The 25889-nt window shown below is 61.9% G+C and carries 25 protein-coding genes and 1 pseudogene; 12 read left to right on the top strand and 14 right to left on the bottom strand.

From position 1 onward, the window contains the following. Nucleotides 1-24 precede the first annotated feature (24 nt). The 3 genes from NKH42_RS14335 to NKH42_RS14325 all read left to right on the top strand — a co-directional run bounded on the left by NKH42_RS14335 (nucleotide 25) and on the right by NKH42_RS14325 (nucleotide 3870). Entirely contained in the window at nucleotides 25-1689 is a 1665-nt protein-coding gene (locus NKH42_RS14335) for an ABC transporter substrate-binding protein (RefSeq protein WP_352689363.1), read from the top strand. 128 nt (nucleotides 1690-1817) lie between these two features. Continuing rightward, nucleotides 1818-2939, top strand: coding sequence for a carbohydrate ABC transporter permease (locus NKH42_RS14330; RefSeq protein ID WP_352506569.1), 1122 nt, complete (start codon nucleotides 1818-1820; stop codon nucleotides 2937-2939). A 13-nt stretch (nucleotides 2940-2952) separates the two neighbouring features. Then, nucleotides 2953-3870, top strand: a complete 918-nt coding sequence (locus NKH42_RS14325) for a carbohydrate ABC transporter permease (RefSeq protein WP_352506464.1) — start codon at nucleotides 2953-2955, stop codon at nucleotides 3868-3870. Nucleotides 3871-3930: 60 nt separating this feature from the next. On the opposite strand, the pseudogene NKH42_RS14320 reads toward NKH42_RS14325, so the two are convergent. Together NKH42_RS14320 and hxlB are read right to left on the bottom strand one after the other, a co-directional pair. Next, nucleotides 3931-4672, bottom strand: a pseudogene (locus NKH42_RS14320) (creatininase family protein). A gap of 5 nt (nucleotides 4673-4677) precedes the next feature. After that, nucleotides 4678-5244 (bottom strand): 6-phospho-3-hexuloisomerase, encoded by a 567-nt coding sequence (hxlB, locus tag NKH42_RS14315; protein ID WP_352506466.1) that lies wholly within the window; start codon nucleotides 5242-5244, stop codon nucleotides 4678-4680. A gap of 180 nt (nucleotides 5245-5424) precedes the next feature. On the opposite strand from hxlB, the gene NKH42_RS14310 reads away from it, so the two are divergent. Then, nucleotides 5425-6447, top strand: a complete 1023-nt coding sequence (locus NKH42_RS14310) for an aldo/keto reductase (protein WP_352506467.1) — start codon at nucleotides 5425-5427, stop codon at nucleotides 6445-6447. A gap of 74 nt (nucleotides 6448-6521) precedes the next feature. On the opposite strand, the gene NKH42_RS14305 is transcribed toward NKH42_RS14310, so the two are convergent. The 4 genes from NKH42_RS14305 to NKH42_RS14290 form a co-directional block, all read right to left on the bottom strand. Continuing rightward, entirely contained in the window at nucleotides 6522-6794 is a 273-nt protein-coding gene (locus NKH42_RS14305; RefSeq protein WP_006201846.1) for an HU family DNA-binding protein, read from the bottom strand. Between the two features lie 196 nt (nucleotides 6795-6990). Beyond that, nucleotides 6991-9402, bottom strand: coding sequence for an endopeptidase La (lon, locus tag NKH42_RS14300; protein ID WP_254817728.1), 2412 nt, complete (start codon nucleotides 9400-9402; stop codon nucleotides 6991-6993). Between the two features lie 280 nt (nucleotides 9403-9682). Beyond that, nucleotides 9683-10957 carry an ATP-dependent Clp protease ATP-binding subunit ClpX gene (gene clpX, locus NKH42_RS14295; RefSeq protein ID WP_006332719.1) on the bottom strand — a complete coding sequence of 425 codons (1275 nt, stop codon included), beginning with the start codon at nucleotides 10955-10957 and terminating at the stop codon, nucleotides 9683-9685. 305 nt (nucleotides 10958-11262) lie between these two features. Beyond that, entirely contained in the window at nucleotides 11263-11892 is a 630-nt protein-coding gene (locus NKH42_RS14290) for an ATP-dependent Clp protease proteolytic subunit (protein WP_254817601.1), read from the bottom strand. Nucleotides 11893-12238: 346 nt separating this feature from the next. Between NKH42_RS14290 and NKH42_RS14285 the strand changes: the two genes are divergently transcribed. Continuing rightward, complete coding sequence (locus NKH42_RS14285) at nucleotides 12239-12829, top strand: hypothetical protein (RefSeq protein ID WP_352738007.1); 591 nt, start codon at nucleotides 12239-12241, stop codon at nucleotides 12827-12829. Between the two features lie 4 nt (nucleotides 12830-12833). On the opposite strand, the gene NKH42_RS14280 is transcribed toward NKH42_RS14285, so the two are convergent. Next, on the bottom strand, nucleotides 12834-13937 hold the full coding sequence (locus NKH42_RS14280) for an NAD(P)/FAD-dependent oxidoreductase (protein WP_352754335.1): 1104 nt from the start codon (nucleotides 13935-13937) through the stop codon (nucleotides 12834-12836). A 97-nt stretch (nucleotides 13938-14034) separates the two neighbouring features. On the opposite strand from NKH42_RS14280, the gene NKH42_RS14275 reads away from it, so the two are divergent. After that, nucleotides 14035-15282 (top strand): cytochrome P450, encoded by a 1248-nt coding sequence (locus NKH42_RS14275; protein ID WP_352751593.1) that lies wholly within the window; start codon nucleotides 14035-14037, stop codon nucleotides 15280-15282. A 33-nt stretch (nucleotides 15283-15315) separates the two neighbouring features. Here the strand turns inward: NKH42_RS14275 and NKH42_RS14270 are convergent, their stop codons facing one another. The 5 genes from NKH42_RS14270 to NKH42_RS14250 form a co-directional block, all read right to left on the bottom strand. Then, nucleotides 15316-15666 carry a cupin domain-containing protein gene (locus tag NKH42_RS14270; protein ID WP_352738004.1) on the bottom strand — a complete coding sequence of 117 codons (351 nt, stop codon included), beginning with the start codon at nucleotides 15664-15666 and terminating at the stop codon, nucleotides 15316-15318. A 5-nt stretch (nucleotides 15667-15671) separates the two neighbouring features. Then, nucleotides 15672-16952, bottom strand: a complete 1281-nt coding sequence (locus tag NKH42_RS14265; protein WP_352738002.1) for an O-acetylhomoserine aminocarboxypropyltransferase — start codon at nucleotides 16950-16952, stop codon at nucleotides 15672-15674. Nucleotides 16953-17105: 153 nt separating this feature from the next. Then, a complete protein-coding gene (locus NKH42_RS14260) occupies nucleotides 17106-17627 on the bottom strand; it encodes a CoA-binding protein (protein ID WP_352738000.1) in 522 nt (173 codons plus the stop codon). A 76-nt stretch (nucleotides 17628-17703) separates the two neighbouring features. Continuing rightward, a complete protein-coding gene (locus NKH42_RS14255) occupies nucleotides 17704-18126 on the bottom strand; it encodes a VOC family protein (RefSeq protein WP_352702557.1) in 423 nt (140 codons plus the stop codon). Between the two features lie 9 nt (nucleotides 18127-18135). Beyond that, nucleotides 18136-18957 (bottom strand): enoyl-CoA hydratase, encoded by an 822-nt coding sequence (locus NKH42_RS14250; RefSeq protein ID WP_352737998.1) that lies wholly within the window; start codon nucleotides 18955-18957, stop codon nucleotides 18136-18138. A gap of 156 nt (nucleotides 18958-19113) precedes the next feature. On the opposite strand from NKH42_RS14250, the gene NKH42_RS14245 reads away from it, so the two are divergent. The 4 genes from NKH42_RS14245 to NKH42_RS14230 all read left to right on the top strand — a co-directional run bounded on the left by NKH42_RS14245 (nucleotide 19114) and on the right by NKH42_RS14230 (nucleotide 21496). Then, a complete protein-coding gene (locus tag NKH42_RS14245; protein WP_352751594.1) occupies nucleotides 19114-19578 on the top strand; it encodes a PaaI family thioesterase in 465 nt (154 codons plus the stop codon). A gap of 214 nt (nucleotides 19579-19792) precedes the next feature. After that, entirely contained in the window at nucleotides 19793-20257 is a 465-nt protein-coding gene (gene rplM, locus NKH42_RS14240) for a 50S ribosomal protein L13 (RefSeq protein WP_023674645.1), read from the top strand. Between the two features lies 1 nt (nucleotide 20258). Beyond that, entirely contained in the window at nucleotides 20259-20741 is a 483-nt protein-coding gene (rpsI, locus tag NKH42_RS14235) for a 30S ribosomal protein S9 (protein ID WP_023674644.1), read from the top strand. A gap of 224 nt (nucleotides 20742-20965) precedes the next feature. Then, nucleotides 20966-21496, top strand: a complete 531-nt coding sequence (locus tag NKH42_RS14230) for a hypothetical protein (RefSeq protein ID WP_352703095.1) — start codon at nucleotides 20966-20968, stop codon at nucleotides 21494-21496. 88 nt (nucleotides 21497-21584) lie between these two features. On the opposite strand, the gene NKH42_RS14225 is transcribed toward NKH42_RS14230, so the two are convergent. Beyond that, nucleotides 21585-22493 (bottom strand): LysR family transcriptional regulator, encoded by a 909-nt coding sequence (locus NKH42_RS14225; RefSeq protein WP_352703097.1) that lies wholly within the window; start codon nucleotides 22491-22493, stop codon nucleotides 21585-21587. Between the two features lie 94 nt (nucleotides 22494-22587). On the opposite strand from NKH42_RS14225, the gene NKH42_RS14220 reads away from it, so the two are divergent. Further along, nucleotides 22588-23472 (top strand): aldo/keto reductase family oxidoreductase, encoded by an 885-nt coding sequence (locus NKH42_RS14220; RefSeq protein ID WP_352751596.1) that lies wholly within the window; start codon nucleotides 22588-22590, stop codon nucleotides 23470-23472. 30 nt (nucleotides 23473-23502) lie between these two features. Here the strand turns inward: NKH42_RS14220 and NKH42_RS14215 are convergent, their stop codons facing one another. Further along, nucleotides 23503-24561 (bottom strand): glycerophosphodiester phosphodiesterase family protein, encoded by a 1059-nt coding sequence (locus tag NKH42_RS14215; protein ID WP_352751597.1) that lies wholly within the window; start codon nucleotides 24559-24561, stop codon nucleotides 23503-23505. A 305-nt stretch (nucleotides 24562-24866) separates the two neighbouring features. On the opposite strand from NKH42_RS14215, the gene speB reads away from it, so the two are divergent. After that, nucleotides 24867-25874, top strand: coding sequence for an agmatinase (gene speB, locus NKH42_RS14210; protein WP_352703104.1), 1008 nt, complete (start codon nucleotides 24867-24869; stop codon nucleotides 25872-25874). Nucleotides 25875-25889 lie beyond the last annotated feature (15 nt).

Genomic DNA, 25889 nt, shown 5'->3' with positions numbered 1-25889 from the left:
GATTGACCTTCTGGGAGGAACGAGATGAAAGTCAGCCTTTATAACCAATTTGTCCGCGCCGGGGCCACCCGCCGCGACGTGCTGAAGGGAGCGGCCAGCATGGCCGCCCTCGCCGCGGCGTCTGGCGCCGGGCTTGGCGCCCTGACGCGCCCGGCCGCGGCCGCCGATGACCTGCGTGCGCAGATCCTGCAGATTCCGGGCGTCGGCAAGGGTCAGCCGACCGATGCCGATTTCCAGCAGGTCGGCGAGCTTTGCCTGGGAGCCACCAAGGCCAATGTCAAGGAAGGCGAATTCGCCGGCGTTGAACTCACCTTCATGGGCCTCAACAACCAGAACCTGCACAATGTGCTGTTTCGCGGCTTCCTGAAGCCGTGGGAGACCTATACCGGCGCCAAGATCAACTGGATCGACCTGGCGCAGGCTGACTACAATCCGCGTCTGCAGCAGGCGATCGCTACCAACACTATCGACTTCGACATTGTCGAAATGGGCGCACCGTTCGAAGGCGACGTCTGCGGCAAGGGCCTGACTTCGGAGATGCCCGACTGGGTCAGGACGCAGATCGACATGGACGACCTGGTGGCCTATCTGAAACCTCCCGTCGGCACATGGAACGGCAAGCAGTATCGTGTGACCGTCGACGGCGACGCGCATAACTTCAACTACCGCACCGATGTGTTCGCCGATGCCGATCTCGCCAAGGCGTGGAAGGATGGGGGCGGTGAAGGCGAATGGGGCGTGCCGAAGACCTGGCAGCAAGTGCAGGCGGTGACCAAGTTCCTCAAGGGCAAGCAGGTGAACGGCCAGGACGTCTATGGCTATCTCGATGCGCCCAAGCCCTGGGGCGGTTTCGGCTTCTACTTCCTCGGCAGCCGCGCCAGCGCTTACGCCAAACATCCCGACGACAAAGCTTGGCTATTCGATCCGGACACCATGAAACCGCGCGTCAACAACCCGGCCTGGGTCCGCGCGATCCAGGACGTGATCGATGCATTGCCTTCCGAACCGCAAGATCAGATCAATGCCGACCCGAACCAGACCTGTTTCTCTCAATTCCTCGGCGGCACCGGGTCGATGCTGGTTTGGTGGGGAGACGCTGGCTCGAACGTCAAAACCAACGACTCGTCGGTCGTAGGGGACGTCACCGGCTTCTCGATCCTGCCGGGCTCGGACGATGTCTACAACTCCAAGACCGGCCAGTGGGACAAGCTCGCCAGCGGCCCGAACCATGCGCCGAACTGCGCCTATCTCGGCTGGGGCGTCTACGTCATGGCGCGCGTCGACAGCGACGAAAAGAAGAAGAAGGCCGCCTGGTCCGCCGCCGCTCATCTCGGCGGCAAGGACCTGTCGCTCTGGTGCGCGGCCTATCCGTCGGGTTTCCAGCCCTACCGCAACTCGCATTTCAACATTCCGGAATGGGTGGCGGCGGGCTACGACGAAGCGTTCATAAGCTCATATCTCAAGTCGGAAGCCGACAGCTACAACCATCCGAACGCGGCGATCGAGCCGCGTATCCCCGGCATCTTCCAGTACTACAGCGCCGCCGAGGACATTTTGGCCAACACCTTTGCCGGCAAGATGAAGGCGCAGGAAGGCGCCGACGCCATCGCAGCCGCTTGGGAGAAGATCACCGACCAGATTGGCCGCGACAACCAGATCAAGCTCTACAAGGCCTCGCTCGGCATGTAGGCTGAGATCGTGAAACTTGGTCCGGCAGCGCAAAGCCGCCGGACCTCCGCTTGACCGACTTGGCCTCGACCGGCTCGGCCGGTCATCGAGCCTCCTGTGAACGGGCAAGACGCGTGGCTGACCGGACCCTGGCTGACCAGACTTTGTCGACAAGTGAATGGCCGGCAGGCGCCGTGCCATCCGACCTGATCCCACGGAGCCGCAAACGGCTTGGCTGGGCGCTGATGGCTGCTGCAACGCTCGGCCTTCTGGCGGTGATCGCGCTGCAGATCCTTTACAAGAGCGATGTCGACGCTATCGGCTTCGAGAGCTGGCGGCCGGTGGTCTACGCCTATGTGCTGTGGGGTGTCGCACTCGGCATCGGCCAGGTGCTGACGCGCGGCGAGGACGGCCAGCGCGCGCTGTTCCTGCTGCCGGCGCTGCTGTTCACCATTGCCATGGTGATCTTCCCGACCCTGTTCGGCTTCTACATCGCGCTGACCGATTGGAACCTCAGTTCTTTCAGCGGCCGGAAGTTCAACGGGCTCGACAATTTCTGGCAGATGCTGAACGATGCCTATTATCGCAACGCGCTGTTCAACATGGTGCTCTACGTGCTGGCGGTGTTGGTCGAATATGTGATCGCCTTCGGCCTGGCGCTGCTGCTCAACGCGCAGATCCGGGCGCGAAAATTCTTCCGCGTCGTCTTCCTGCTGCCGCTGATGCTGTCGCCGGTGGCGGTGTCGTGGATGATCGGCAAGTCGTTGATGGAATACCGCTTCGGGCCGGCCGCCACGCTGGCGCGGCATCTCGGCTGGGAAAACCCGGCCTTCTTCTCCAACCCGATCACCGCCCGCATCTCGATCATGGTGCTCGACGCCTGGACCTTCATCCCGTTCATGATGATCATGCTGCTCGCCGGCCTGCAGGCGATGTCGCGCGAAGTGCTCGAGGCGGCGCGTGTCGATGGCGCCAACCCATGGCAGACCTTCTGGCAGGTCACCTTCCCGCTGATGCTGCCGGTCTCGGTGACGGCAGTCATCCTGCGCATCATCTTCAAGCTGAAGCTCGCCGATATCATCATCACCGTCACCTCTGGCGGCCCGGGCGGCGCGACCGATTCAGTGTCGAGCTTCATCTACCGCGAATATCGCGATCGATCGAATGTCGGCTACGGCACGATGCTGGCGATGGCCTATTTGATCATCATCATCGTGTTCGTGACCTGGCTGCTGAAATTCGCCAGCCGCTTCGTGCGCAACGTCAACTGATCGGGCCGGCAAGATGAGCGTTCAGACCACGGACTATGCCGCTTCCGAAATTCGTTCGCCGGCGAGCTTCGTCGCCAACCGCGTCTTCATCTACGGCGCGCTCATCTTCTGGGCCTTCATCTGTCTGTTCCCGATCTATTGGACGATAACCACTTCGTTCAAGACCGCGGTGGACGTCACCCAGGGCCATCTGATTCCGTTCGTCGACTTCCAGCCCGACTGGAAAGGCTGGCGGTCACTCGGCCTCTCTCCGGACTCGATCCTTCGGACGTCGACGGTTCGCGACGAATTTATCAAGCGCTTCATGAATTCGGTCATCACTTCGGTCGGCGCCTCGAGCCTGGCGATCGTCATTGGCAGCCTCGCCGCTTACGGGCTGACCCGCTATCGTTACAAGTTCGCCTGGTTCAGGAACGAGGACATCTCCTTCTTCTTCCTGTCGCAGCTGATCCTGCCGCCGGTGGTACTGGCCTTGCCCTTTCTCGTGCTCTACCGGGAAGTCGGCCTGCTCGACACACGCATCGGGCTGATCCTGCTCTATACGCTGATGGTGCTGCCGATCGTCATCTGGATCATGCGCGACCAGTTCAATTCCATTCCCGTAGAACTGGAGGAGGCAGCACTCGTCGACGGCCTGTCGATCTGGGGCGCTTTCTTGCGCATCGTCATGCCGATCGCGCTGCCGGGCATGGTCGCGGCCTTCATCCTTGCAATGGTGCTGTGCTGGAACGAGTATTTCTTCGCCGCGCTTCTGACCTCGACCGACGCCAAAACCATCCCTGTCATGGTGGCGAGCCAGACCGGCTCACAAGGCATCAACTGGTGGTCGATGGCAGCGCTCGCCACCGCGGCCATCACACCGCTCGCCGTTATCGGCATCGCGCTCGAGCGTTACCTGATCATGGGCATGACGGCGGGCGCGGTGAAATAACTGCGCCAGCCTTCCCTTCTTCCACAACAAGGGAATAACAAGGGAAGAGGGAAAACCGCGCTAACCCGAAAGGGTTGCCCGCAAATGATCGAGGATCATGGCGATCCCTTTTTGCCAATTCGGCCGAGGCTTCGGAAGCACTTGCCGTGTACCAGCCGGTGTTGTCGGCGAAGCGGTCGGCATCGACCGCTTCCGGGCACAACGCCAGCATCAGCGACGTCTCGCCGATGCCGGCATGGTCAAACGGGTATTGGGTGTGCATTGAAGCCGGCATCAGCGGATGCACCTGCACCCAGTTGAAGAAATTGCTGCCCTCGGCGTGCTCGGCATAATAGTTGGCCATCGCCGCAGAGCCCCACCAGCCTTCGCCACGTTCTTTCTCCAGGAAGCGGAAGATCGCCTGCCGGCCGGCGGCCTTGAAGGCGAGATCGGTTGGCATGCCGGCAGCAAAATTTTCGGTCTGGTGGTGAATGATGGCGTGGATGTTGCGGAAGCCGATACGCAGCAGGCTGTAGAACAATTCTTCCGCAAATGGCGCCAGCACATTGCCGCCGACCTGCACCGAACCACTGCCCTCCGGTGCTGCAACCGCATAGCTCGCCGCGCCGTAATAGAAGGGCGGCAGAATGACGATCTCGGCTTCTTTTTCGAACAGTTCCAGGCTCTTGATCACCGCCAGCGTGTCCATGCCGACGGCCATGTGCTCGCCATGGTATTCAAGCACACCGAGCGGCAACACGACCGGCCGGTTCTCGACAATCGCCTTGCGGATCTGGTGCGGCAGCATCAATTCGTACCGCATGACAACTACTCCATATTGGTGTGGCGGGCGCGCATCGCTTCAGGCGAGACGCCGGTCAGGTCCCGGAGCTTCAGCACCATCACTTCGAAGAGAACGAACAGCGCGCCTTCGAAGACCGAGCCCATCGGCAGCACGGACGTCTTTTCCGGCCCCTGGTCGTCGGCCATGGTCTGAGCCGGGATAAGCAGTGTGAAGTCGGCCAGCTTCGCGGCAGTGCTGTGGGATTGCGCGGTGAGCAGCAGGACTGTGGCACCGGCCTCGCGCGCGACCCGCATCAAGGTCAGCACCGTCGAGGTCTCGCCCGGGCCGGAACTGGCGAGGAAGACATCGCCCGCGCCCAGGGGCGGCGTGGTCATATCGCCGACAACCGAAACCGGCAGACCGAGGTGATAGAGCCGCATGGCAAAACCCTTGACCTGCAGCGCCTCGCGGCCGCACCCATAGGTGACGATCTTTCTCGCGCCCGCCAAGATGGCGCAAGCGGCGTCGATGCGGCTTTCGTCGATACGTTCCAGCACGGTACCAAGCTCGCTCAGCGCAATCCCAAACAGGTTTTCGCCGGCGTCCCTCATGACTGCACCAGCTTGCAGTTGCCGGAGAACCACTTGAATATGTCAGTCACATCTGCCCCGAACAGCTTGTTTTCATTCATGCTATCACCGCGAAAATCGGTGTCCAACGACACGCAGTGCTTTTGATGTGCCACAGCCGTGATAGTGTCACGGCAAATCGCAAATGAGGAACAACAGTATATGAAGACACGGCATTTCGACCGCATCGGCAATGGCGGCATCACCTTCACCGAGCTCGGCTTCGGCACCGCGCCGCTCGGCAATCTCTACCGCGCCGTCTCCGACGAGGACGCCAATGCCACGCTGGAGGCGGCATGGCGGGTCGGCTGCCGCTACTTCGACACCGCGCCGCTTTATGGGCTAGGCCTAGCCGAAACGCGGCTCAATCCGTTCCTGCGTTCGAAGAAGCGCGACGACTACGTGCTGTCCAGCAAAGTCGGACGCATCATGCGCGCCTGTCCGCCGGATCAGCGCACCGGCATCGGCAAATTCTTCGACACCCCTTCGCGCCGCGAGGTCTACGACTATAGCTATGACGGTATCATGCGCTCCTTCGAGGCCTCGCTGGAACGGCTCGGTGTCGACCGCATCGACATCCTCTTCGTGCACGATGTCGACGTCTTCACGCATGGCAGCAAGGAAGCCTCGGACCAGCGCATCCAGGAATTCATGAGCTCCGGCTACTATGGATTGCTGGCATTGCGCGACCAGGGCGTGATCAAGGCGTTCGGCGGCGGCATCAACGAGTGGCAGGTTGCCCAGACGCTGGCCGAGCGCGGCGATTTCGATCTGTTCCTGCTTGCCGGGCGCTACACGCTGCTGGAGCAGGAGGCGCTGCAGTCTTTCCTGCCGCTATGCCAGCAACGCGGCATCGGCATCGTTCTCGGCGGGCCTTACAATTCCGGCATCCTGGCAACCGGGCCGAAGCCCGGCGCCTACTACAACTATTCGAAGGCGCCGCAGGACATCATCGACCGCGTCACCCGTATCGAGGCCGTCTGCAAGCGCCACGGCGCGCGCCTGATCGAGGCGGCGCTGCAGTTCCCGCTGCTGCATCCTTCCGTCGTCTCGGTAATCCCCGGCGGCCAGTGGCCTGGCGAAGTCGAAAGCAATCGCTCGCTGCTCGACGCGAAGCTGCCATCGGCGCTGTGGGCCGATCTCAAGAAAGAAGGCTTGATGCGCACGGACGCGCCGACGGCGTAGCGCCGTCCTTTCCAACAGAAAAGAAAAACCGGATATGCCGGTTCTTCTTTTCTCTGAAAGACTTAAGGAGGCGCTTAGTTGACCGCGTCCTTGAGGCCCTTGCCGGCCGAGAACTTCGGCACGGTGCGCGCCGGGATCTTCACTTCCGCACCGGTCTGCGGATTGCGGCCGGTCGACGCGGCGCGTTTTGACACGGTGAAATTTCCGAAGCCGACAAGCCGGACATCGCCGCCCTTTTTCAGTTCGCCGGTGATGACGGAAAACACCGCATCAACCGCCGACTGCGCGTCACCCTTCGAAATACTCGCGGCATCGGCGACAGCGGATACCAGTTCGTTCTTGTTCATAAAAATTCCCTTCCATGAGAAAACCGGAACACTCGACTCATCCGGCAGGAAACGGACTTTAGAAAGAAGCGCCCCGGCAACCAAGTCGAAAAGCGCCAAGAAAGTTGAAAAAAGCCCGGAAATCTGCGGTTCTTCACATGAAAAAGCCGGGCTCAAGGCCCGGCTCTCTCTTTGTGCATTGCAACTTTAGCAAGCGCTAATGCGCCAGCGATTTACCAGCTTCGTCTGCGACATCGACCACGGCCGGCGCATTAACGGGTTCGACCCACTGGATCGGTTCCGGCATACGCACCAGCGCATGGCGCAACACTTCACCGACGCGTGAGACCGGAATGATTTCCATGCCGCTCTTCACGTTTTCCGGAATCTCCGCCAGATCCTTGGCGTTCTCTTCCGGGATCAGCACCTTCTTGATGCCGCCGCGCAGTGCGGCAAGCAGCTTTTCCTTAAGGCCGCCGATCGGCAGCACCCTTCCGCGCAGCGTGATCTCGCCGGTCATCGCCACATCGGCCCTGACCGGGATACCGGTCAGCACCGAAACGATTGCCGTCGCCATCGCCACGCCAGCAGACGGTCCGTCCTTCGGGGTTGCGCCCTCCGGCACGTGGACGTGGATATCGCGCTTGTCGAACAGCGGCGGCTCGACGCCGAAATCGATGGCCCGCGAGCGGACGTAAGAGGCCGCCGCAGAGATCGATTCCTTCATCACGTCGCGCAGATTGCCGGTCACGGTCATGCGGCCCTTGCCGGGCATCATGACGCCTTCCACCGTCAACAGCTCGCCGCCGACTTCCGTCCAGGCGAGCCCGGTGACCACGCCGACCTGATCGTCGCTCTCGACCTGGCCGAAGCGGAAGCGCGGAACACCAAGGTAATCGGCAAGATTGTCCGCCGTGATGTTGATCGTCTTCTTCTTCGTCTTCAGGATCTCGGTCACCGCCTTGCGCCCGAGCTTCATCAGCTCGCGCTCCAGGCTCCTGACGCCCGCTTCGCGGGTGTAGGTCTGGATGATGCCGCGGATCGCGTCCTCGCCGACGGAGAACTCCTTCGGCTGCAACGCGTGGTCGCGGATCACCTTGGGCATCAGGTGACGCTTGGCGATCTCGATCTTCTCGTCCTCGGTGTAGCCAGCGATACGGATGATCTCCATGCGGTCCATCAAGGGCGCAGGAATGTTCAGCGTGTTCGCCGTCGTCACGAACATCACGCTCGACAAGTCGTATTCGACCTCGAGGTAGTGGTCCATGAACGTCGAGTTCTGCTCGGGATCGAGCACCTCGAGCAAAGCCGATGACGGATCGCCGCGGAAATCCTGGCCCATCTTGTCGATCTCGTCGAGCAGGAAGAGCGGATTGGATTTCTTCGCCTTCTTCATCGACTGGATGACCTTGCCGGGCATCGAGCCGATGTAGGTGCGCCGGTGACCGCGGATCTCGGCCTCGTCGCGCACGCCGCCCAGCGCCATGCGGATGAACTCGCGACCAGTCGCCTTGGCGATCGACTTGCCGAGCGAGGTCTTGCCGACACCGGGAGGTCCGACGAGGCACAGGATCGGCCCCTTCAGCTTCTTCTGGCGGCTCTGCACGGCGAGGTATTCGACGATGCGGTCCTTGACCTTGTCGAGGCCGAAATGATCCGTATCGAGCACGTTCTGGGCAAAGGCCAGATCCTGCTTGACCTTGGAGTTCCTGCCCCATGGGATCGACAGCAGCCAGTCGAGATAGTTGCGCACCACGGTCGATTCAGCCGACATCGGCGACATCGTCCGCAGCTTTTTCAGTTCGGCTTCCGCCTTTTCGCGGGCCTCCTTGGAAAGCTTGGTCTTCTTGATACGCGCCTCGATCTCGGCGGCCTCGTCGCGGCCGTCCTCGCCCTCGCCGAGCTCCTTCTGGATCGCCTTCATCTGCTCGTTGAGGTAGTATTCGCGCTGTGTCTTCTCCATCTGGCGCTTGACGCGCGAGCGGATGCGCTTCTCGACCTGCAGCACCGAGATTTCGGCTTCCATGAACCCCATCGCCTTTTCCAGCCGTTCCTTGACGGACAGCGTGGCGAGCATCTCCTGCTTCTCGGGGATCTTGATGGCAAGATGCGAAGCGACCGTGTCGGCGAGCTTGGAATAGTCGTCGATCTGGCTGGCGGCACCCACCACTTCGGGCGAGATCTTCTTGTTCAGCTTGACGTAGTTCTCGAAGTCGGTGACCACGGAACGTGCCAGCGCCTCGACCTCGACCTCTTCCTCATCCGGTTCGACCAGCGCCGCAGCACGGGCTTCATGGAAGTCGGGACGGTCGGTGAACGCGACGATTTTCGCGCGCGAGGCACCTTCGACCAGCACCTTCACGGTGCCGTCCGGCAGTTTCAGCAATTGCAGCACATTGGCGAGCGTGCCGATGTCAAAGATCGCATCGGGCTCCGGATCGTCGTCGGCGGCATTCATCTGGGTCGCGAGCAGGATCTGCCTTTCCTGACCCATCACTTCTTCCAGCGCCTTGATCGACTTTTCACGCCCGACAAAGAGCGGAACGATCATGTGCGGGAACACCACGATGTCGCGCAGCGGGAGGACTGCGAAGACGCCGTCGCTGGGAGCCTTGGATAATTTGGCCATTGTCCAACCTTTCATGTCGCGGCCGCCAATCGGCCAACCGCGAATCTCATATTAACGACCGGGGATCGTTCCGCCTACCACCGTTTGTGACGGGAGTTTTACAGCACAGAATTCGGCACCACGGCCTTCTGCCATTAGTTGGAGGCACTGAGGGTAAAGATCAAGGGTCAACACGGTCCGTACCTCCAATCCGCACCCAGCACGCGGCGCCATACGCGGTGTGCGACAGCAAAACGGCGCCCCGCGGCGCCGTTTCAGAAAAATCCATTGCCGGCTCACGTCAGGCGCTGACGTTGCCCTTCTTTTCCTTCTGCTCGGAATAGATGTAGAGCGGCCTGGCGTTGCCTGACACCACCTCTTCCGAAATAACCACTTCGCGCACGCCTTCTAGTGCTGGCAGCTCGAACATGGTGTCGAGCAGGATCGCTTCCATGATCGAACGCAGGCCGCGTGCGCCGGTCTTGCGCTCGATTGCGCGCTTGGCGATCGCCGAGAGCGCGTTCTCGTGGAAGGTCAAGTCGACATTTTCCATCTCAAACAGCCGCTGATACTGCTTGACCAACGCGTTCTTCGGCTCGGTCAGGATTTGGATCAGTGCCGGCTCGTCGAGATCCTCCAGCGTCGCCAAGACAGGCAGACGGCCGACGAACTCGGGAATGAGGCCAAACTTCAAGAGGTCCTCAGGCTCGACCAGGCGGAAAACATCGCCGGTGCGGCGATCCTCGGGCGAAGCGACGATAGCGCCGAAACCGATCGAGGTCTTCCTGCCGCGATCCGAGATGATCTTGTCCAGCCCGGCGAAAGCGCCGCCGCAGATAAATAGGATGTTGGCGGTGTCGACCTGCAGAAATTCCTGCTGCGGATGCTTCCTACCGCCCTGCGGCGGCACGGAGGCGACAGTGCCTTCCATGATCTTCAAAAGTGCCTGCTGCACGCCCTCGCCCGATACGTCACGGGTGATCGACGGGTTGTCCGACTTGCGCGAGATCTTGTCGATCTCGTCGATATAGACGATGCCGCGCTGGGCGCGCTCGACATTGTAGTCGGCCGACTGCAACAGCTTCAGGATGATGTTCTCGACGTCCTCGCCGACATAACCGGCTTCGGTCAGCGTCGTCGCGTCGGCCATGGTGAAGGGGACGTCGATGATGCGGGCCAGCGTCTGCGCCAGCAGCGTCTTGCCGCAGCCGGTCGGGCCGATCAGCAGGATGTTCGACTTCGCCAGTTCGACATCGTTGTTCTTGCCGGCATGGGCGAGGCGCTTGTAGTGGTTGTGGACGGCCACCGACAGCACGCGCTTGGCGTAGGGCTGGCCGATGACGTAGTCGTCGAGAACCTTGAGGATTTCCTGCGGTGTCGGCACGCCCTCGCGCGACTTCACCATCGAGGTCTTGTTCTCTTCGCGAATGATGTCCATGCACAGTTCGACGCATTCGTCGCAGATGAACACCGTCGGCCCGGCGATCAGCTTGCGCACTTCGTGCTGGCTTTTGCCGCAAAACGAGCAATAAAGCGTGTTCTTGGAATCACCGCTGTTGTTGCCGACCTTGCTCATTTTCCTGTCCTTTCATGGCCGCCCGCCGATGGTCTGGTTGAAAGGGCGCATATTCAATCTATCGCGGGAATCCGCTGCCGCCAGTGCCCCGGCTCCCGCAACGCATTCCGTACGAAACACAAATCGGAAAACGGGGCAATGATTCGAACAACCCCACGCAAAGCTAAGCCGTCGAAAATCAACATAGCCTTAACGTAGGCAATTGCACCCGTCGAGGGAACAGCCAATTGTGGCCGAAATGCCGCAAGCTGCGCCAAAAGCGCGTAATCCCGCCACTCATTGCCACCGCAGGGGCCACCGCGGGACTATAAGGCAATACCTTCGACCGGCTCACGTGACGAAATGACCTTGTCGATGAGGCCGAAATCCCTGGCCTCGTCGGCAGTCATGAAATGGTCACGGTCGAGCGTTCTTTCAATCTCATCGTAGCTCTTGCCGGTGTGCTTGACGTAAACCTCGTTGAGGCGGCGCTTCAGCTTGATGATATCCTGGGCATGGCGCTCGATGTCGGAGGCCTGGCCCTGGAAGCCGCCGGAAGGCTGGTGGACCATGATGCGGGCATTCGGCGTAGCAAAGCGCATGTCCTTGTGGCCGGCAGTCAGGAGCAGCGAACCCATCGATGCGGCCTGGCCGATGCAGAGCGTCGACACGGCGGGCTTGATGAACTGCATGGTATCGTAGATCGCCATGCCGGAGGTGACGACGCCGCCGGGCGAGTTGATATAGAGGTTGATTTCTTTCTTCGGATTCTCCGCTTCGAGGAACAGCAGTTGCGCGCAGACCAGCGTCGCCATGCCGTCCTCGACCGGGCCGGTGATGAAAATGATGCGCTCCTTGAGGAGCCGCGAGAAAATGTCGTAGGCCCGCTCGCCGCGATTGGTCTGTTCGACCACCATCGGAACGAGGTTCATGTAGGTTTCGACGGGGTTCTTCATGGACTATCCCTTTTTGAGGATGGGATTCCGGCGCCGGAGATTTGCAATCGGGCAGAATCGGTTCTGGATCGTTATTGTGTAAATAGGATGCCGGCTCACCCTAGCGCAAGGCCGCCTCTCCTAGCCATCCGGTTAAGTCGAATCAAGCTTTCCAAAGCAAGTTTCGCCCGTCGCCGTGCCGGCAGCCCTCTCCTGCCGTCGGAAGGGCGCTCATGCCTGGCCGGCGTTTAGCGTTTTCTTAACCGCATCGCTTAACGAAAAGTGGTGAAACCGCTTTTTCCAGCCACGGCTTACCCTACAATTCAACGTTGAACTCGCTTCATGCAGTTCAAACAGGGGGAGTGCGATGATCAGGAAAGCTGCTTCCTTGGCCCTTACCGGCATTACCGTTCTCGGCATGGCGTCCGAAACGGCTGCCGGCGGACGCGCGGTCGAATGCTACGAGCAGGTCAACCGGCCGGCCGTCTACGACACGGTCTATGAGGACGTGCTCGTCAGCCCAGCCGGCCAGCAGGTGGAATACGAGGCGCCAATCTACGGAACGCGCGAGCGCGTGGTGCAGATCGCGCCGGTGCGTGTCAGCTACGAGATCGTGCCCGCCATCACCCGCACCATCTACCGCTCCGTGAAGGTTGCTGACGGCGGCTATTCCTGGGAATGGCGCATCATCAATGGCCGCAAGGTGCTGTGCAAGGTCAGGCACAAGGCGCGCTATGAACGCGTGGCCGAAATCGTCGTGGTTGAGCCGGAACGCCGGCGGCGCGTTGTCCTCCCCGCCGAATACGAGAGCGTCGCCGAAGAGGTTCTGGTGCGGCCGGAGCAGCGGCGCATCATCGACATTCCGGCGTCGTATCAGACAGTGGCTCGCCGCTTGGTGGTCAGGGAGGGTTCGTCGAGCTGGCGGCGAGTGCATATTCCGAGGCATTGCCGATACTAGGCGCTCAGGGCGCCTCGGCCCTGAGCCATTTCTTCAGGCCGTCGACATCGTCATTGCCGACGCAGGCCGCAACCCTTCTGCCAACAGCCGCGCCGAACTTGTAGCCGTGGCCGGAGCAGGCCGAGACGACCAGGCATTTGCCTTTCCGGTGGGCCAGGAATCTCTCGTCGACGGTGAAGGTGTAGGCGCAGGTGACCACTTCGGTGACCCTGTACTCCTCGATCCGGGCAATCGGCGGCGAAAACAGGTTGCGGATCGCCTCACCCTCGCCCGGCACCGGCTGGCGGTTCCAGTCGGCATCGCTGGTCGGCACCCTGTGCAGGCCCGAGCCGAATTTCATGCCGGCGCCACCTGTCGGCGGAATTGCGTAGCCGTCGATGGTGCCGCCGACGTTGAGGACGACCGGCGCTGCCTGCCACGTTTCTTTCAAATCCGCCGGCGGTTCGACATAGGCGAGCGCGGTGCGCCAGGTTTTCAGTTCGCCGTCCAGTTCCGGGAACAGTTTCAGGACCCAGGCGCCGGCAGCGACGACGATCCAGTCGGCCTGCATCGTTTCGCCGCTCGCAAGCACGACCTGTCCGGCGTCGGCGTCGATCTCGGCGACCTTGCTGTTTTCGTAGACATTGGCGCCGTTCGCGCGCAGCCACCTGGCGAGACCCGAAGCGATCTTGCGGCAGTGCAGCGCGCCGCCGTCCGGCGAAAAATATGCATAGCGGAATGAACCAGGTTCTAGGAACGGCCAGCGTTCGACCGCGGCGTCCGGCTCGACCAATTCGAACGGATAATTTCCCGCTTCCATGCCCTCGCGGTATTCCTCCGCCTCATCTCCCGGCTCGCGCGAAATGCAGATGAAGCCGCGCGGATCGAGATGGCTTTCACCGAGATCGGCCCACATCTCATCCCAGGCTTCATAGGCTTCGGTGATCAGCCGGCCGTAGCCCGTTCCGGCCCGGTAGGCGCGGCGGATGATGCGATGATGGTCGCCGGAGGCGGCGAGCGGATTGGGGATCGGTCCCTGCTCGACGATCGAGACGAGGTGCCCGGCCTTGACCAGCGACCAGGCCGTGGAAAGCCCGGCAATGCCTGCACCGACTACGATCACATTCATGAAAACCGTCCTTCCGCAACCGCTTCGGCGGCTCACCTCACGGGAGGGCCAACATACGGTCTGGCACCAGACTGGCAAGCCGCGCTAATGATCTGGCATGACCGAATTGAAGACGCCCTATCTTGCCTTTGATCCAGCCTCCCGCCGCCTGCGGCTCGATCCGCACGAGCCGGCTTTTTTCCAGAACCCTTACGAAGCCTATGCCTTCCTGCACGGCGCATCGAACGCCTTCGTCTGGGAAGAATTTGGTTTCTGGTGCTTTGGCGGCCTCGACGACGTCAACCGTCTGTTGCGCGATCGCCGCTTCGGCCGCCAGAACCCGGCCGGCATTCCGGACAGCCGGGGCATCGGCCAGGACCGCGCGCATCTCAGCGCCTTCGACGGCGTCGAGGCCAATTCGATGCTGGAGCTGGAGCCGCCCGTCCACACACGGCTCAGAACGCTGGTCAACCGCGCCTTCGTCTCGCGCCAGATCGAGCGGCTCAGGCCGCGTGTCGAGGCGCTGGCCAACGAACTGATCGACCGCTTCGAACCAGGAGAAGTCGACCTGCTGCCGGCGCTCGCCGCTCCCTTGCCGATCACCATCATTGCCGAGATGCTCGGCGTGCCGGTCGATATGGGGCCGCAGCTGCTCGACTGGTCGCATCGGATGGTCGCCATGTACATGCACGGCCGCACCCGCGAGACCGAAGAGACGGCCAATCGCGCGGCGCGGGACTTTTCGCATTTTTTGCGTGGCTACGTCGCCGAGCGGCGAAAGAGGCCGGGCGACGATCTTCTGTCGCTGCTGATTGCGGCGCAGGAGGACGGCCAGAAACTGTCGGAGGACGAGCTGGTATCCTCGGCCATCCTTTTGCTCAATGCCGGCCATGAGGCAACTGTCCACCAGACCGGCAATGCGGTGCGGTCGATCCTCGCACAAGGCGGCGATCCACGCCGCTTCTTCACCTCGTCGGAAGCAACAGCCGCGACGGTCGAAGAGTGCCTGCGCTTCGACGCGCCGCTGCACATGTTCACGCGCTACGCCTATCAGAAGGTCGAGGCCGGGCCTGGTATCGTCGTCCAGCCGGGCGAAACGATCGGTCTGCTGCTCGGCATGGCCAATCACGACCCGGTGGCCTTTGCCGAGCCCTTCGCCTTCAGGCCGGGCCGCGCCGACCAGAAGAACGTATCGTTCGGCGCCGGCATTCATTTCTGCATCGGCGCGCCGCTCGCCCGGCTCGAATTGCAGGTGTCGCTGAAAACCCTGTTCGACCGGCTACCGCAGTTGCATCTTGCCGAACAGCCGCGCTTGCGCGACACCTATCATTTCCATGGGCTGGAAACGCTCGCCGTGCGCTTTTGAGCATTCGTCCGGCAGGCTCAGCCGCAGGGGTGATTAAAGCTTGATCACATACTCCTTGCGAGTCGTTTCAAACACTTCCCAGCTGCCCTTAAAGCCTGGCCTCAGCACGAAGCTGTCGCCTGCCCTGACAGTGCGCGCATCGCCGCCGTCTTCGGCGATCACCGAAACCCCTGACAGGATGTGGCAGAACTCCCACTCATCATATTCGATGCGCCATTTGCCTGACGTCGCTTCCCAGACGCCGACATAAAGGCCGCCGTCCTGTTCCTCGACATTCCAGGTGCGGAATTTCGGATCGCCCGAAATCAGGCGATCCGGCGCCGGCGCGCCAAGTTCCGGTTCGACGGTGTCGACGCCGACGGAAAGAAATTTCGGCGGGGTCATGGCGATCAAACCTTGGCGAGAGCCTGTTCCAGATCGGCGACGATGTCGTTGACGTCCTCGATACCGACCGAAAGCCTGACCGTGTCCGGCCCTGCCCCCGCGTTGATCTTCTGCTCGTCGGAAAGCTGGCGATGCGTGGTCGATGCCGGGTGGATGACCAGCGACTTGGTGTCGCCGACATTGGCCAGGTGCGAGAACAATTCGAGCGCTTCGACGAATTTGATGCCCGCCGCATAGCCGCCCTTCAACCCAAAGGTGAATACCGCGCCGGCGCCAAGCGGCGAGTACTTCTTCTGCAGCGCATTGTTCTTGTCGCCGGGCAGGCCGGGATAGGACACCCAGGCGACCTTGGGATGGTTGGAAAGCCACCCGGCGACTGCGGCCGCATTGTCGCAGTGGCGCTGCATCCTCAGCGGCAAGGTTTCCAGGCCAGTCAGGATAAGGAATGCATTGAACGGCGAAATCGCCGCGCCGATATCGCGCAGCCCGAGCACGCGGGCGGCAATGGCGAAGGCGAAATTACCGAAGGTTTCGTGCAGGACCAGGCCGCCATATTCGGGGCGCGGCTCCGACAGCATCGGATATTTGCCCGACTTCGACCAGTCGAAGGTGCCGCCGTCGACGATGGCGCCGCCGATGGAATTGCCGTGACCGCCGATGAACTTGGTCAGCGAATGCACGACGATGTCGGCGCCATGCTCGATCGGCCGCAGCAGATAGGGCGAGGCCAGTGTGTTGTCGACGATCAGCGGCAGGCCGTGCTTGCGGGCAATGTCGCCGATCTTCTCGATGTCGACGAAGACGCCGCCCGGATTGGCCAGGCTTTCGATGAAGATTGCCTTGGTCCTGTCGTCGATCTGGCTCTCGAAGCTCGAGATGTCATTGGTGTCGGCCCAGCGCACCTGCCAGCCGAAATTTTTGAAGGCATGACCGAACTGGTTGATCGAGCCGCCGTAAAGCTTTGTCGCTGAAACGAAATTGTCGCCGGGCTGCATCAGATTGTGGAAGACCAGCACCTGCGCGGCATGGCCGGAGGCGACCGCAAGGCCTGCCGTGCCGCCTTCGAGTGCCGCGATGCGCTCTTCCAGCACCGCCTGGGTCGGGTTCATGATGCGGGTGTAGATGTTGCCGAACGCCTTCAGCCCGAACAGCGAGGCGGCATGGTCGGCATCGTCGAAGACGAAGGAGGTGGTCTGGTAGATTGGAGTCGCTCGCGCCCCGGTCGCCGGATCCGGCTTGGCGCCGGCATGGACGGCGAGCGTGTTGAAACCGGGCGTGCGGGCCATCGAAAAACCTCCCTCAATGGTGAATAGTGAATGGTGAATGGTGAATGGTGAATGGCAAAGTCGGCCAGCCCCACCCTGATTGCAAGCGGCTCATATGCCGCCTTGCCGGCCTTCCAGAAAAATCCTTCTATTCACCATTCACCATTCATTTACCTACTTCTGGCGAACGCCGAAACTCTGGAACCCCGGCCGCATCAGCGGCTTCTTCGACGACAGCACGCCTGAATTGACGCCGGTCCAGCCGATCTCGCCGGACAGCTTGCCATATTCGATCTTGGGGCAACGGTTCATCACCACCTTGATGCCGGCGGCTTCGGCGCGTGCGGCCGCCTCGTCATGGCGTATGCCAAGCTGCATCCAGATGACCTTCGGCAGCGGATCGAGCCGCAACACCTCGTCGACAATGCCCGGCACGGCAGCGGAAGCGCGAAACACGTCGACCATATCGACAGGTCCTGGAACGTCGGCGAGTCTGGCATAGGTCATCTGGCCCAGAATCACCTTGCCAGCCTGGCCGGGATTGATCGGGAACACCGAAAACCCTTTGCCGAGCAGATATTTCAGCACGAAATAGCTCGGCCGCACGTCATTGGCCGATGCGCCGACCATGGCGATGGTCTTCACCGAATTGAGGATGCCGGCGATATAGGCGTTGTCGTAGGCGTCGTGGTTCATGCCTCGTCATACAGCGCTTCGGAGTGAGGTGCCAACAGCCGAGCAAGTGGCTTGCAATGGGCCAGGGAGAACGTCGTCAGCCCGGCAGCGAAATCGATCCGTCTTCCGCGATCGGAAAAGCCGGATTGTGCGCGACTTCCCAGACATGCCCGTCCGCATCGGCGAAATAGCCGTACCAGCCGCCCCAGAAGGCGCGCCCGGCCGGCTTGACGATCTTGCCGCCGGCCTTCTCAGCCGCCGCAAGCACTTCGTCGACCTCGGCGTCAGAGCGGGTGTTGTAGGCAAGGTAGACGGCCGAAGGTGCCTTGCTGAAGGTCACGCCCGAATCCTCTTCGGCGCTTTGCCGCGGGAACAGGCCGAGAATGGCGCCGCCCATCTGGAAGAAGGCAACGCCCTCGGTGATCCCGGCATGGCGCTTCAGGCCCATCGCCTCGTAGAAGCGCACCGCGCGGTCAAGATCGTCCGTCGCGATGGTGATGATGGAGATGCGCGGTTCCATATCCGCCTCCTATTCCTCCGGCCATTCCGGCTTGCGCTTGCCGATAAAGGCGCCGATGCCCTCTTCCGCGTCGCGCGCCAGCATGTTCTCGACCATGACGCGCCCGGTGTAACCATAGGCCTCGGCGAGCCCCATTTCCGCCTGCTCATAAAAGGCTTCCTTGCCGATCTTGACGACCAGGGAGGATTTGGACGCAATGGTTTGCGCGTATTTGGTGACAATCTGATTCAGATATTCGCGCGGCACGACGCGGTTGACCAAGCCGAATTCCTTGGCGGTTGCCGCATCGATCGTCTCGCCGGTCAAAAGCATCTCCATGGCGTGCTTGCGCGAGACGTTGCGCGACAGCGCCACCATCGGCGTCGAGCAGAACAGTCCGATATTGACGCCAGGCGTGCAGAAGGTCGCCTCGTGCGAAGCGATGGCGAGGTCGCAGCTGGCGACCAGCTGCAATCCGGCCGCCGTTGCCAGGCCGTCGACTTCGGCGATCACCGGCTTAGGATGGCGAACGATCGCCTGCATCAGTGAAGCGCAGGCGGAAAACGTCTTTTCGAAGAAGCCCCTGCCGCGATCGGCATCGGCGCGGTGCGCGCTCAACTCCTTGAGGTCGTGTCCGGCGCAGAACACCTTGCCGACCGCCCCGAGGACGATGACGCGGACGGATTTGTCGGCCTTGGCGCGGTCGAGTTCCGCCGTCAGCGCCGCCATCACTGCAAGCGAAAGAGCATTGGCCGGCGGATTGGCGAGCGTCAGGCGCAGCACGCCCTTGTCCAGCCTGGAGACGACCGGCCCTTCGGCAACGGCAGGCTTGATGGCGACGATTTCGGCCATAGATCGTTCCTCCGCGATTCCGGATCGATGATGGACTAATCTAGTATGCCGTCTCGCTTCGTCCAACTCCCTCGTCCGCTTCTGCCCTAATGAATGGCTGTTGCCAGAAACGCCACGTCGCGTTCATACATGCAGGGCGCAAACCGGGAGCCTGAAATGCCCGCCCACAGCAATCTCAAGCCGGTGCTGACGGCCGCCGAAATCAATGCGCTGATGGCGACCATTTTCCCGCAGCTCAACGACCAGTTCACCTTTTACGAGGCGTTGGAGGTGTTTCCAGGCGGCTGTGTCGTGCGACTCAATACCGACGAGCGCCATTTGCGTCCCGGCGGCACCGTGTCGGGTTCGGCGCTGTTCACGCTGGCCGACATAGGCGGTTATGTCTGCGTGCTCTCGCATGCCGGGCCGGATGCGCTTTCGGTCACCACCAGTCTCAACATCAATTTTGTCCGCAAGGCCGAGGGTGGTCCTATCGACGGCCATTGCCGCATCCTCAAGCTCGGCAAGAGCCTGATGGTGTTCGATATCGACATCGTCGCCGGCCCGGAGGGACACACGGTAGCGCACGCAACGGGCACCTATTCGATCCCGCCAAAGCGGATTGATGGTGTGGTAAAATAATACCTTTCATCCAAGGCATTGTTTTTGCTGGATTTTGATAGCTTGCTGACATTTCACGCGCCTTGACGCAGTCGCCGTCCTCTCCTATAAGCCCTCACGGAACAGCGGCCCGCAAAGGCCGCCGTTTTGTTATTGGCGGCGGGCAAGCGCCTTTCGCCAATCCAAGCAACAAGAAACGCCTTCTTTTGAAGGTCCGAACCGAAAGCAACAATTCATGGCAACCTTTTCGCAGAAGCCTGCGGATGTGGTGAAGAAGTGGGTGCTGATCGACGCCGAGGGTCTCGTCGTCGGCCGTCTCGCCACTGTCATCGCCAATCATCTTCGCGGCAAGCACAAGCCCACCTTCACCCCGCACGTCGACGACGGCGACAACGTCATCGTCATCAATGCCGACAAGGTGGTGTTCACCGGCAAGAAGTTCACCGACAAGGTCTATTACTGGCACACCGGCCACCCCGGCGGCGTCAAGGAGCGCACCGCGCGCCAGCTGCTCGAGGGTCGTTTCCCCGAGCGTGTCGTCGAGAAGGCCGTCGAACGCATGATCCCGCGTGGCCCGCTCGGCCGTCGCCAGATGAAGAACCTCCGCGTCTATGCAGGCACGGAACATCCGCATGTCGCCCAGCAGCCCGTCGTCCTCGACGTGGCCAAGCTGAACGCCAAGAACAAGAAGGTTTCGTAAGATGGCTGAGCTTTCCTCGCTCGCAGAACTCGGAGCTGCCACCGGCAATACCAACACCCAGCCGGCCGCACCCGTCCATGTCCAGAAGCTCGACAAATCGGGCCGCGCCTATGCCACCGGCAAGCGCAAGAACGCCATCGCCCGCGTCTGGGTGAAGCCCGGCTCCGGCAAGATCGTCGTCAACGACAAGGTGTTCGCCGAATATTTCGCGCGCCCGGTGCTGCAGATGATCCTTAACCAGCCGATCATCGCCGCCAATCGCGCCGGCCAGTACGACATCGTTGCCACCGTCATCGGCGGCGGCCTTTCCGGCCAGGCCGGTGCCGTGCGCCACGGCATCTCCAAGGCGCTGACCTATTACGAGCCGGCGCTGCGCGCCGTGCTCAAGAAGGGTGGCTTCCTGACCCGCGACAGCCGCGTCGTCGAGCGCAAGAAGTACGGCAAGGCGAAGGCCCGCCGCTCCTTCCAGTTCTCGAAGCGTTAAACAGATACCTGTTTTCTATCGATTTTTTCAAAGGGGCTGCGTATTTCGCAGCCCCTTTTCTTTGTCGACATAGCAGTCCCGCATCTTCAGGTGACCTATCGTAATATTAGCAGTATCTTAATTACCGGCGCGTTCTATATCCCAGGGCAGCAGCCAACTCCACAGAGCGGGAGCTGTGCACGTTGCGACGCGCCGGTAACCCGACGCTCGCGAAGGAGGAGGCAATGCGCATCCATTCCAGCAGTGTGTTTCTAGCAGCTGTCGCCGCCACTTGGGCATTCGCCGCGCCTGCGGCCGACAAAAGCGACAAGCAGCTGATCGAGAATGCGATTAGAGCGGCACCGGCGGCTGTCGGCAAAAACGCCGCCGTCGTGAATTGGGAGATGAAAACGTTGAGGAAGGGCACCAACGGTTTCACTTGCATCCCGGACGACCCGGGCACTCCCGCCGACGACCCAATGTGCACGGATGAGAACGGGATGGCGTGGATGCACGCGATCATGTCCAAGAAGGAGCCGCCGGCAGGAAAAGTTGGTTTCGCCTACATGCTAAAAGGAGGCGATGCGGCCAGCAATACCGACCCCTTTGCAACCAAGCCGCCGGAGGGGGCCGAATGGCTGCATGATGGTCCGCACGTGATGGTCATGAACGCACCAGACATGATGGCCTTGTATCCCCACGAGCCGAACCCCACACAGCCATACGTCATGTTCCCCGACACGCCCTACGCGCACCTGATGATCCCAGTCAAATAGATCAAGCAAGACCTGCCGCGAAGCGTAGTGGCGGGTCACCCTGAGGGAAGGGAGCCGCGCTTATTTTCGGGCGCGACTCTTCCGGGTGTCAGGGCTGGCCGGCGGACGCCTTGATGAAGTCAATGAACGCCCGCAACGGCGCCGGCACGAGGCGCCGGCCGGGATAGTAAAGGAACGGCCCGGAGAAGCTCTGCCACCAGGGTTCAAGCAGCGGTTCGAGCGCTCCGCTCTCGAAGTGAGGACGTAGCCAATCCTCGAACAGGCTGATGATGCCCGTGCCGGCGATGGCTGCATCGACTTTGAGGTCAGTCGCCCCGCCCAGGGTCACGAGAAGCGGCCCCGTCGGGTCGACCCGCACCACCTCGCCGTCGCGCTCGAATTCCCACGGCGGCATCGCACGGCTGGCAAAGCGGCCGCGCAGGCAGGCGTGGCTGAGCAGGTCGCGCGGGTGTTGCGGCCGGCCATGACGATCCAGGTAGGCCGGGCTGGCGGCGGTGGCGAAGCGCTGCACGCGCGGTCCGATCGGCACAGCGATCATGTCCTGCTCCAGCCGCTCCTCATAGCGAATGCCGGCGTCGCACCCCGCCGCCAGCACATCGACGAAGCTCTCCTCCGAGATCACCTCCAACCGGATGCCTGGATAGGCGGCGAGAAAAGGCGGAACGATGCTGGGCAGTACCAGCCGCGCCGCGCTGACCGGCACATTGAGGCGCAACGTACCTGCCGGCCTGTCGCGAAAGCCGTTCACTACGTCGACGGCCGACTCCACCTCGGTCAAGGCAGGACCGAGCCGCGCCAGCAGGCCTTCGCCGGCTTCCGTTAGGACAACGCTGCGGGTCGTCCGGTTGAGCAGCCTGACACCGAGCTGCGTCTCCAGGCGCCGCACCGCCTCGCTCAAGCCGGACGCACTGCCGCCGCTGGCGCGTGCCGCATCCCGAAAACCTTTGGCGCGCGCTACGGCCACGAAGGCGTTCAGGTCCCCGAGATCAATCTGCATTGTTCGTCATTCCGCACAGCCCGTGCGAATTGTACCCAATTATCATGAGATCGGACAGCGTCTATCTGTGCACCGTTCCTGAAGGAGAAAGACAATGTCCAGTATCGACCAGTCCGGCACATTCATCTTCGGCGACCGCAAAGTCAGACGGCTCGGCTACGGCGCCATGCAGCTCGCAGGGCCCGGCGTCTTCGGCCCACCAAAGGACCACGACGCGGCATTGGCCGTGCTGCGCGAAGCCGTTGCACAAGGCGTCAACCACATCGACACCAGCGACTTCTATGGCCCGCACGTGACCAACCTGTTGATCCGCGAAGCGCTCGCACCCTATCCTGACGACCTCCTTATAGTCACCAAGATCGGCGCCAGGCGCGGCCAGGGCGGATCGTGGCTGCCGGCCTTCTCGGCCCAAGAACTCACCCAGGCGGTGCACGACAATTTGCACAATCTCGGGCTCGACGTGCTGGAGGCGGTCAACCTTCGGATCATGTTCGACGCGCATGGCCCCGCCGAAGGGTCGATCGAGGCGCCGCTTGCGACGCTCGCCGAGCTTCAGCGACAGGGCCTCGTGCGCCACATCGGGCTGAGCAACGTCACCGCTGCGCAGATCGCCGAAGGCCGCAGGATTTGCAAGATCGTCTGCGTGCAGAATCAGTACAATCTGGCGCATCGGGGCGACGATGCCTTGATTGACGATCTCGCCCGCGACGGCATCGCCTATGTGCCGTTCTTCCCGCTTGGCGGCTTCAATCCGTTGCAGTCGTCGACCTTGTCCAAGGTCGCCGCACGCCTCGGCGCCACGCCCATGCAGGTCGCGCTCGCCTGGCTGCTTCGCCGCGCGCCCAACATTCTTCTGATCCCAGGCACGTCTTCCGTCGCGCATCTCAGGGAGAACCTCGCCGCGGGCGATCTCGCGTTGCCCGAAGATGCGATCGAGGAATTGGACAGTATCGCCGGCAATGTCCCCGCTCACGCGTAGCGCCGCAATCGCTCCGGGTCGTGCCGGGCGTTAGTTAATGCTAGCCGTATTCGCCGGCTCGGCCGGGCGCTTCTCACCGGCGTAGGGCACGCGAAAACCGTTCGCCGCCAGCCAACCGATGGCCGCCTTCGGTTCGTCAGTCTGGATGATGGTGGCGCCGCGCTCGACCCAGAAGCCATAAGTCTCGCGCGGCAGGCTGCCCGCAACCGCCAGCTCGTCGCCGCGACCGCCGGCGAGGAAGCCGCCTGGCTTGTTGACGATGGCATAGGTGTCGGCCCAGATGTGCCAGTCGCCCCTCACCGCCAGCGCGCGCATGCGCGAGCTGAACAGCGGGCCGCCGGTCTCCGTCAGCGTCTCTGATCCCATGCGCCAGTTGATCATCTCGACTGCGCGCATCGGGAAGGCCCGGCTGACTTCCTCGGCAAACATGGCGTCGCGAACCGCGTCATCGGCGATGATCGGCATGAACTGGAAGCCGCTACCGATCTCGGCCATGGCAGCCTTGACCCTGGCGATCCTCTCCGCATTCCACAGGTTCTCCTTGACGATCACCTGTTCGGCCGTGCCGAGATCGCGAGCGACGGCGACCATGCCGGCGAGGCTTCCGGTGTCGAGCTTGTTGTCGAGGTTGACGAGAATCCTGTCCCTGGTCGCCACCAGCATCTCGCGCAACGTCGAGACCGTCTCGCCCGTAACGGCGCCGGTGCCTTCGATCACCAATCGGCAGGTCTTGAGTTCGGCCAATGTGCGGTTGACCACCTCGCCCTTGCAGGTCGTGGTGCGGTCAAGCCAGCTGTCATGCATGACGACGAATTCTCCGTCCTTCGAGCGCCTGATGTCGACCTCGACGATTTCGGCGCCCATTGCGATCGACGCCTCGACGGCGGCGATCGAGTTTTCGGGATAGAGCGTCTTGCCGGCCTGCATGCCGCCGGCGCGGTGCGCGGCCACCATCACATGGTCGCGCCATTGGTTGGCGTGCTCGAAACGGTCGAGAATCTGCCTGGCGCGCGTTTCACCCGCCAATGCCTGGCCAAGGGAGACCGCCAGCGCCGCGGAAAGCAGAAGGCTCAGCCAAATTGTTCGCATGAGACAAGTCGTTCGCACGAGAATCGCTCCGTACCGGGATCGCACCCCGGTTAAGCGATGCCCGTGACAGGCAGGTGAACGAAGCCGGCTTCGCAAACGCAGAAAAATCAGATCAATGCCGGCCGAAGCAGCCGTTGGCGGCTACTTTCGGTTATTTACCAGGCAATCTCCGGGCCGGCCATGCGGGGTTCGCCTGGCGAGCAAGGATTTGTGACCGGATCGAATGGCCGTGATCCTCCGCAGGGGTCGCAATTCTGAGAATTATGTCCAATAAGGTTGCGCGTCGACGCACAGGAGATCGCTTCATGCCGCCAAGGACCATCGATCACGCCTTCACCACCCGCTCCAGGACAGGCGCGTCGTTCGAGCCGACCTATGCCGGCGCGCTGTCGTTCATGCGGCGCAAGTATTCGAAGGACGTGAAGGGCGCCGATGTAGTGGTGTGGGGCATTCCCTTCGATGCGGCGGTCACCAATCGGCCGGGCGCTCGTTTCGGACCGCAGGCGATTCGCCGCGCCTCGGCCATCCTCGACAACGATCCGCAATATCCGTTTTCGCGCGACCTGTTCGAACAGCTTGCTGTGATCGATTTTGGCGATTGCCTGCTCGACAGCGGCAATCACCAGAAGACGCCTGCCACGATCGAGCGCGAAGCGGCAAAGATCTTGAAATCCGGCGCCTTTCTGCTTTCACTCGGCGGCGACCATTTCGTCACCTGGCCGCTGCTCAAGGCGCATGCCGCCATCCACGGCCCGTTGGCTCTGGTGCAGTTCGACGCACATCAGGACACCTGGCCCGACGATGGCAAGCGCATCGATCACGGCTCCTTCGTCGGCCGTGCGGTCAAGGAGGGCATCATCGATCCCGACCGCTCCATCCAGATCGGCATCCGCACCCATGCGCCCGACACGTTCGGCATCAAGATCCTATATGGCCATGAAGTGGAGGAAATGCGGGCGTCCGACATCGCCTATGCCATCGTCGACCGTACGGGCGGCAAGAAGACCTACGTCACTTTCGACATCGATTGTCTGGATCCGGCTTTTGCGCCCGGCACGGGAACGCCGGTCGCGGGAGGCCCGTCTTCGGCAAAGATCCTGTCGGTGCTGCGCCAGATCAACCAGGTCGATATCGTCGGCGCCGACGTCGTCGAGGTTGCGCCAGCCTATGATCACGCCGATATAACGGCAATTGCCGGCTCGATGGTGGCCATGCACTATCTCGGGCTGCTGGCGGAACGAAAGGCCCGGCTCGAGGACATGAACCAGGGCAATCACAGCGTTGCCGGATTGAATCAGGCAAGCGGCATATAGCTTTGAGATAACAGG

Source organism: Mesorhizobium sp. M1142 (genome assembly GCF_040318565.1).
In the GTDB taxonomy this organism is placed as follows: domain Bacteria; phylum Pseudomonadota; class Alphaproteobacteria; order Rhizobiales; family Rhizobiaceae; genus Mesorhizobium.
Note: the sequence above shows the minus strand (reverse complement) of the source record. Positions and strands in the feature narration are given on the sequence as shown.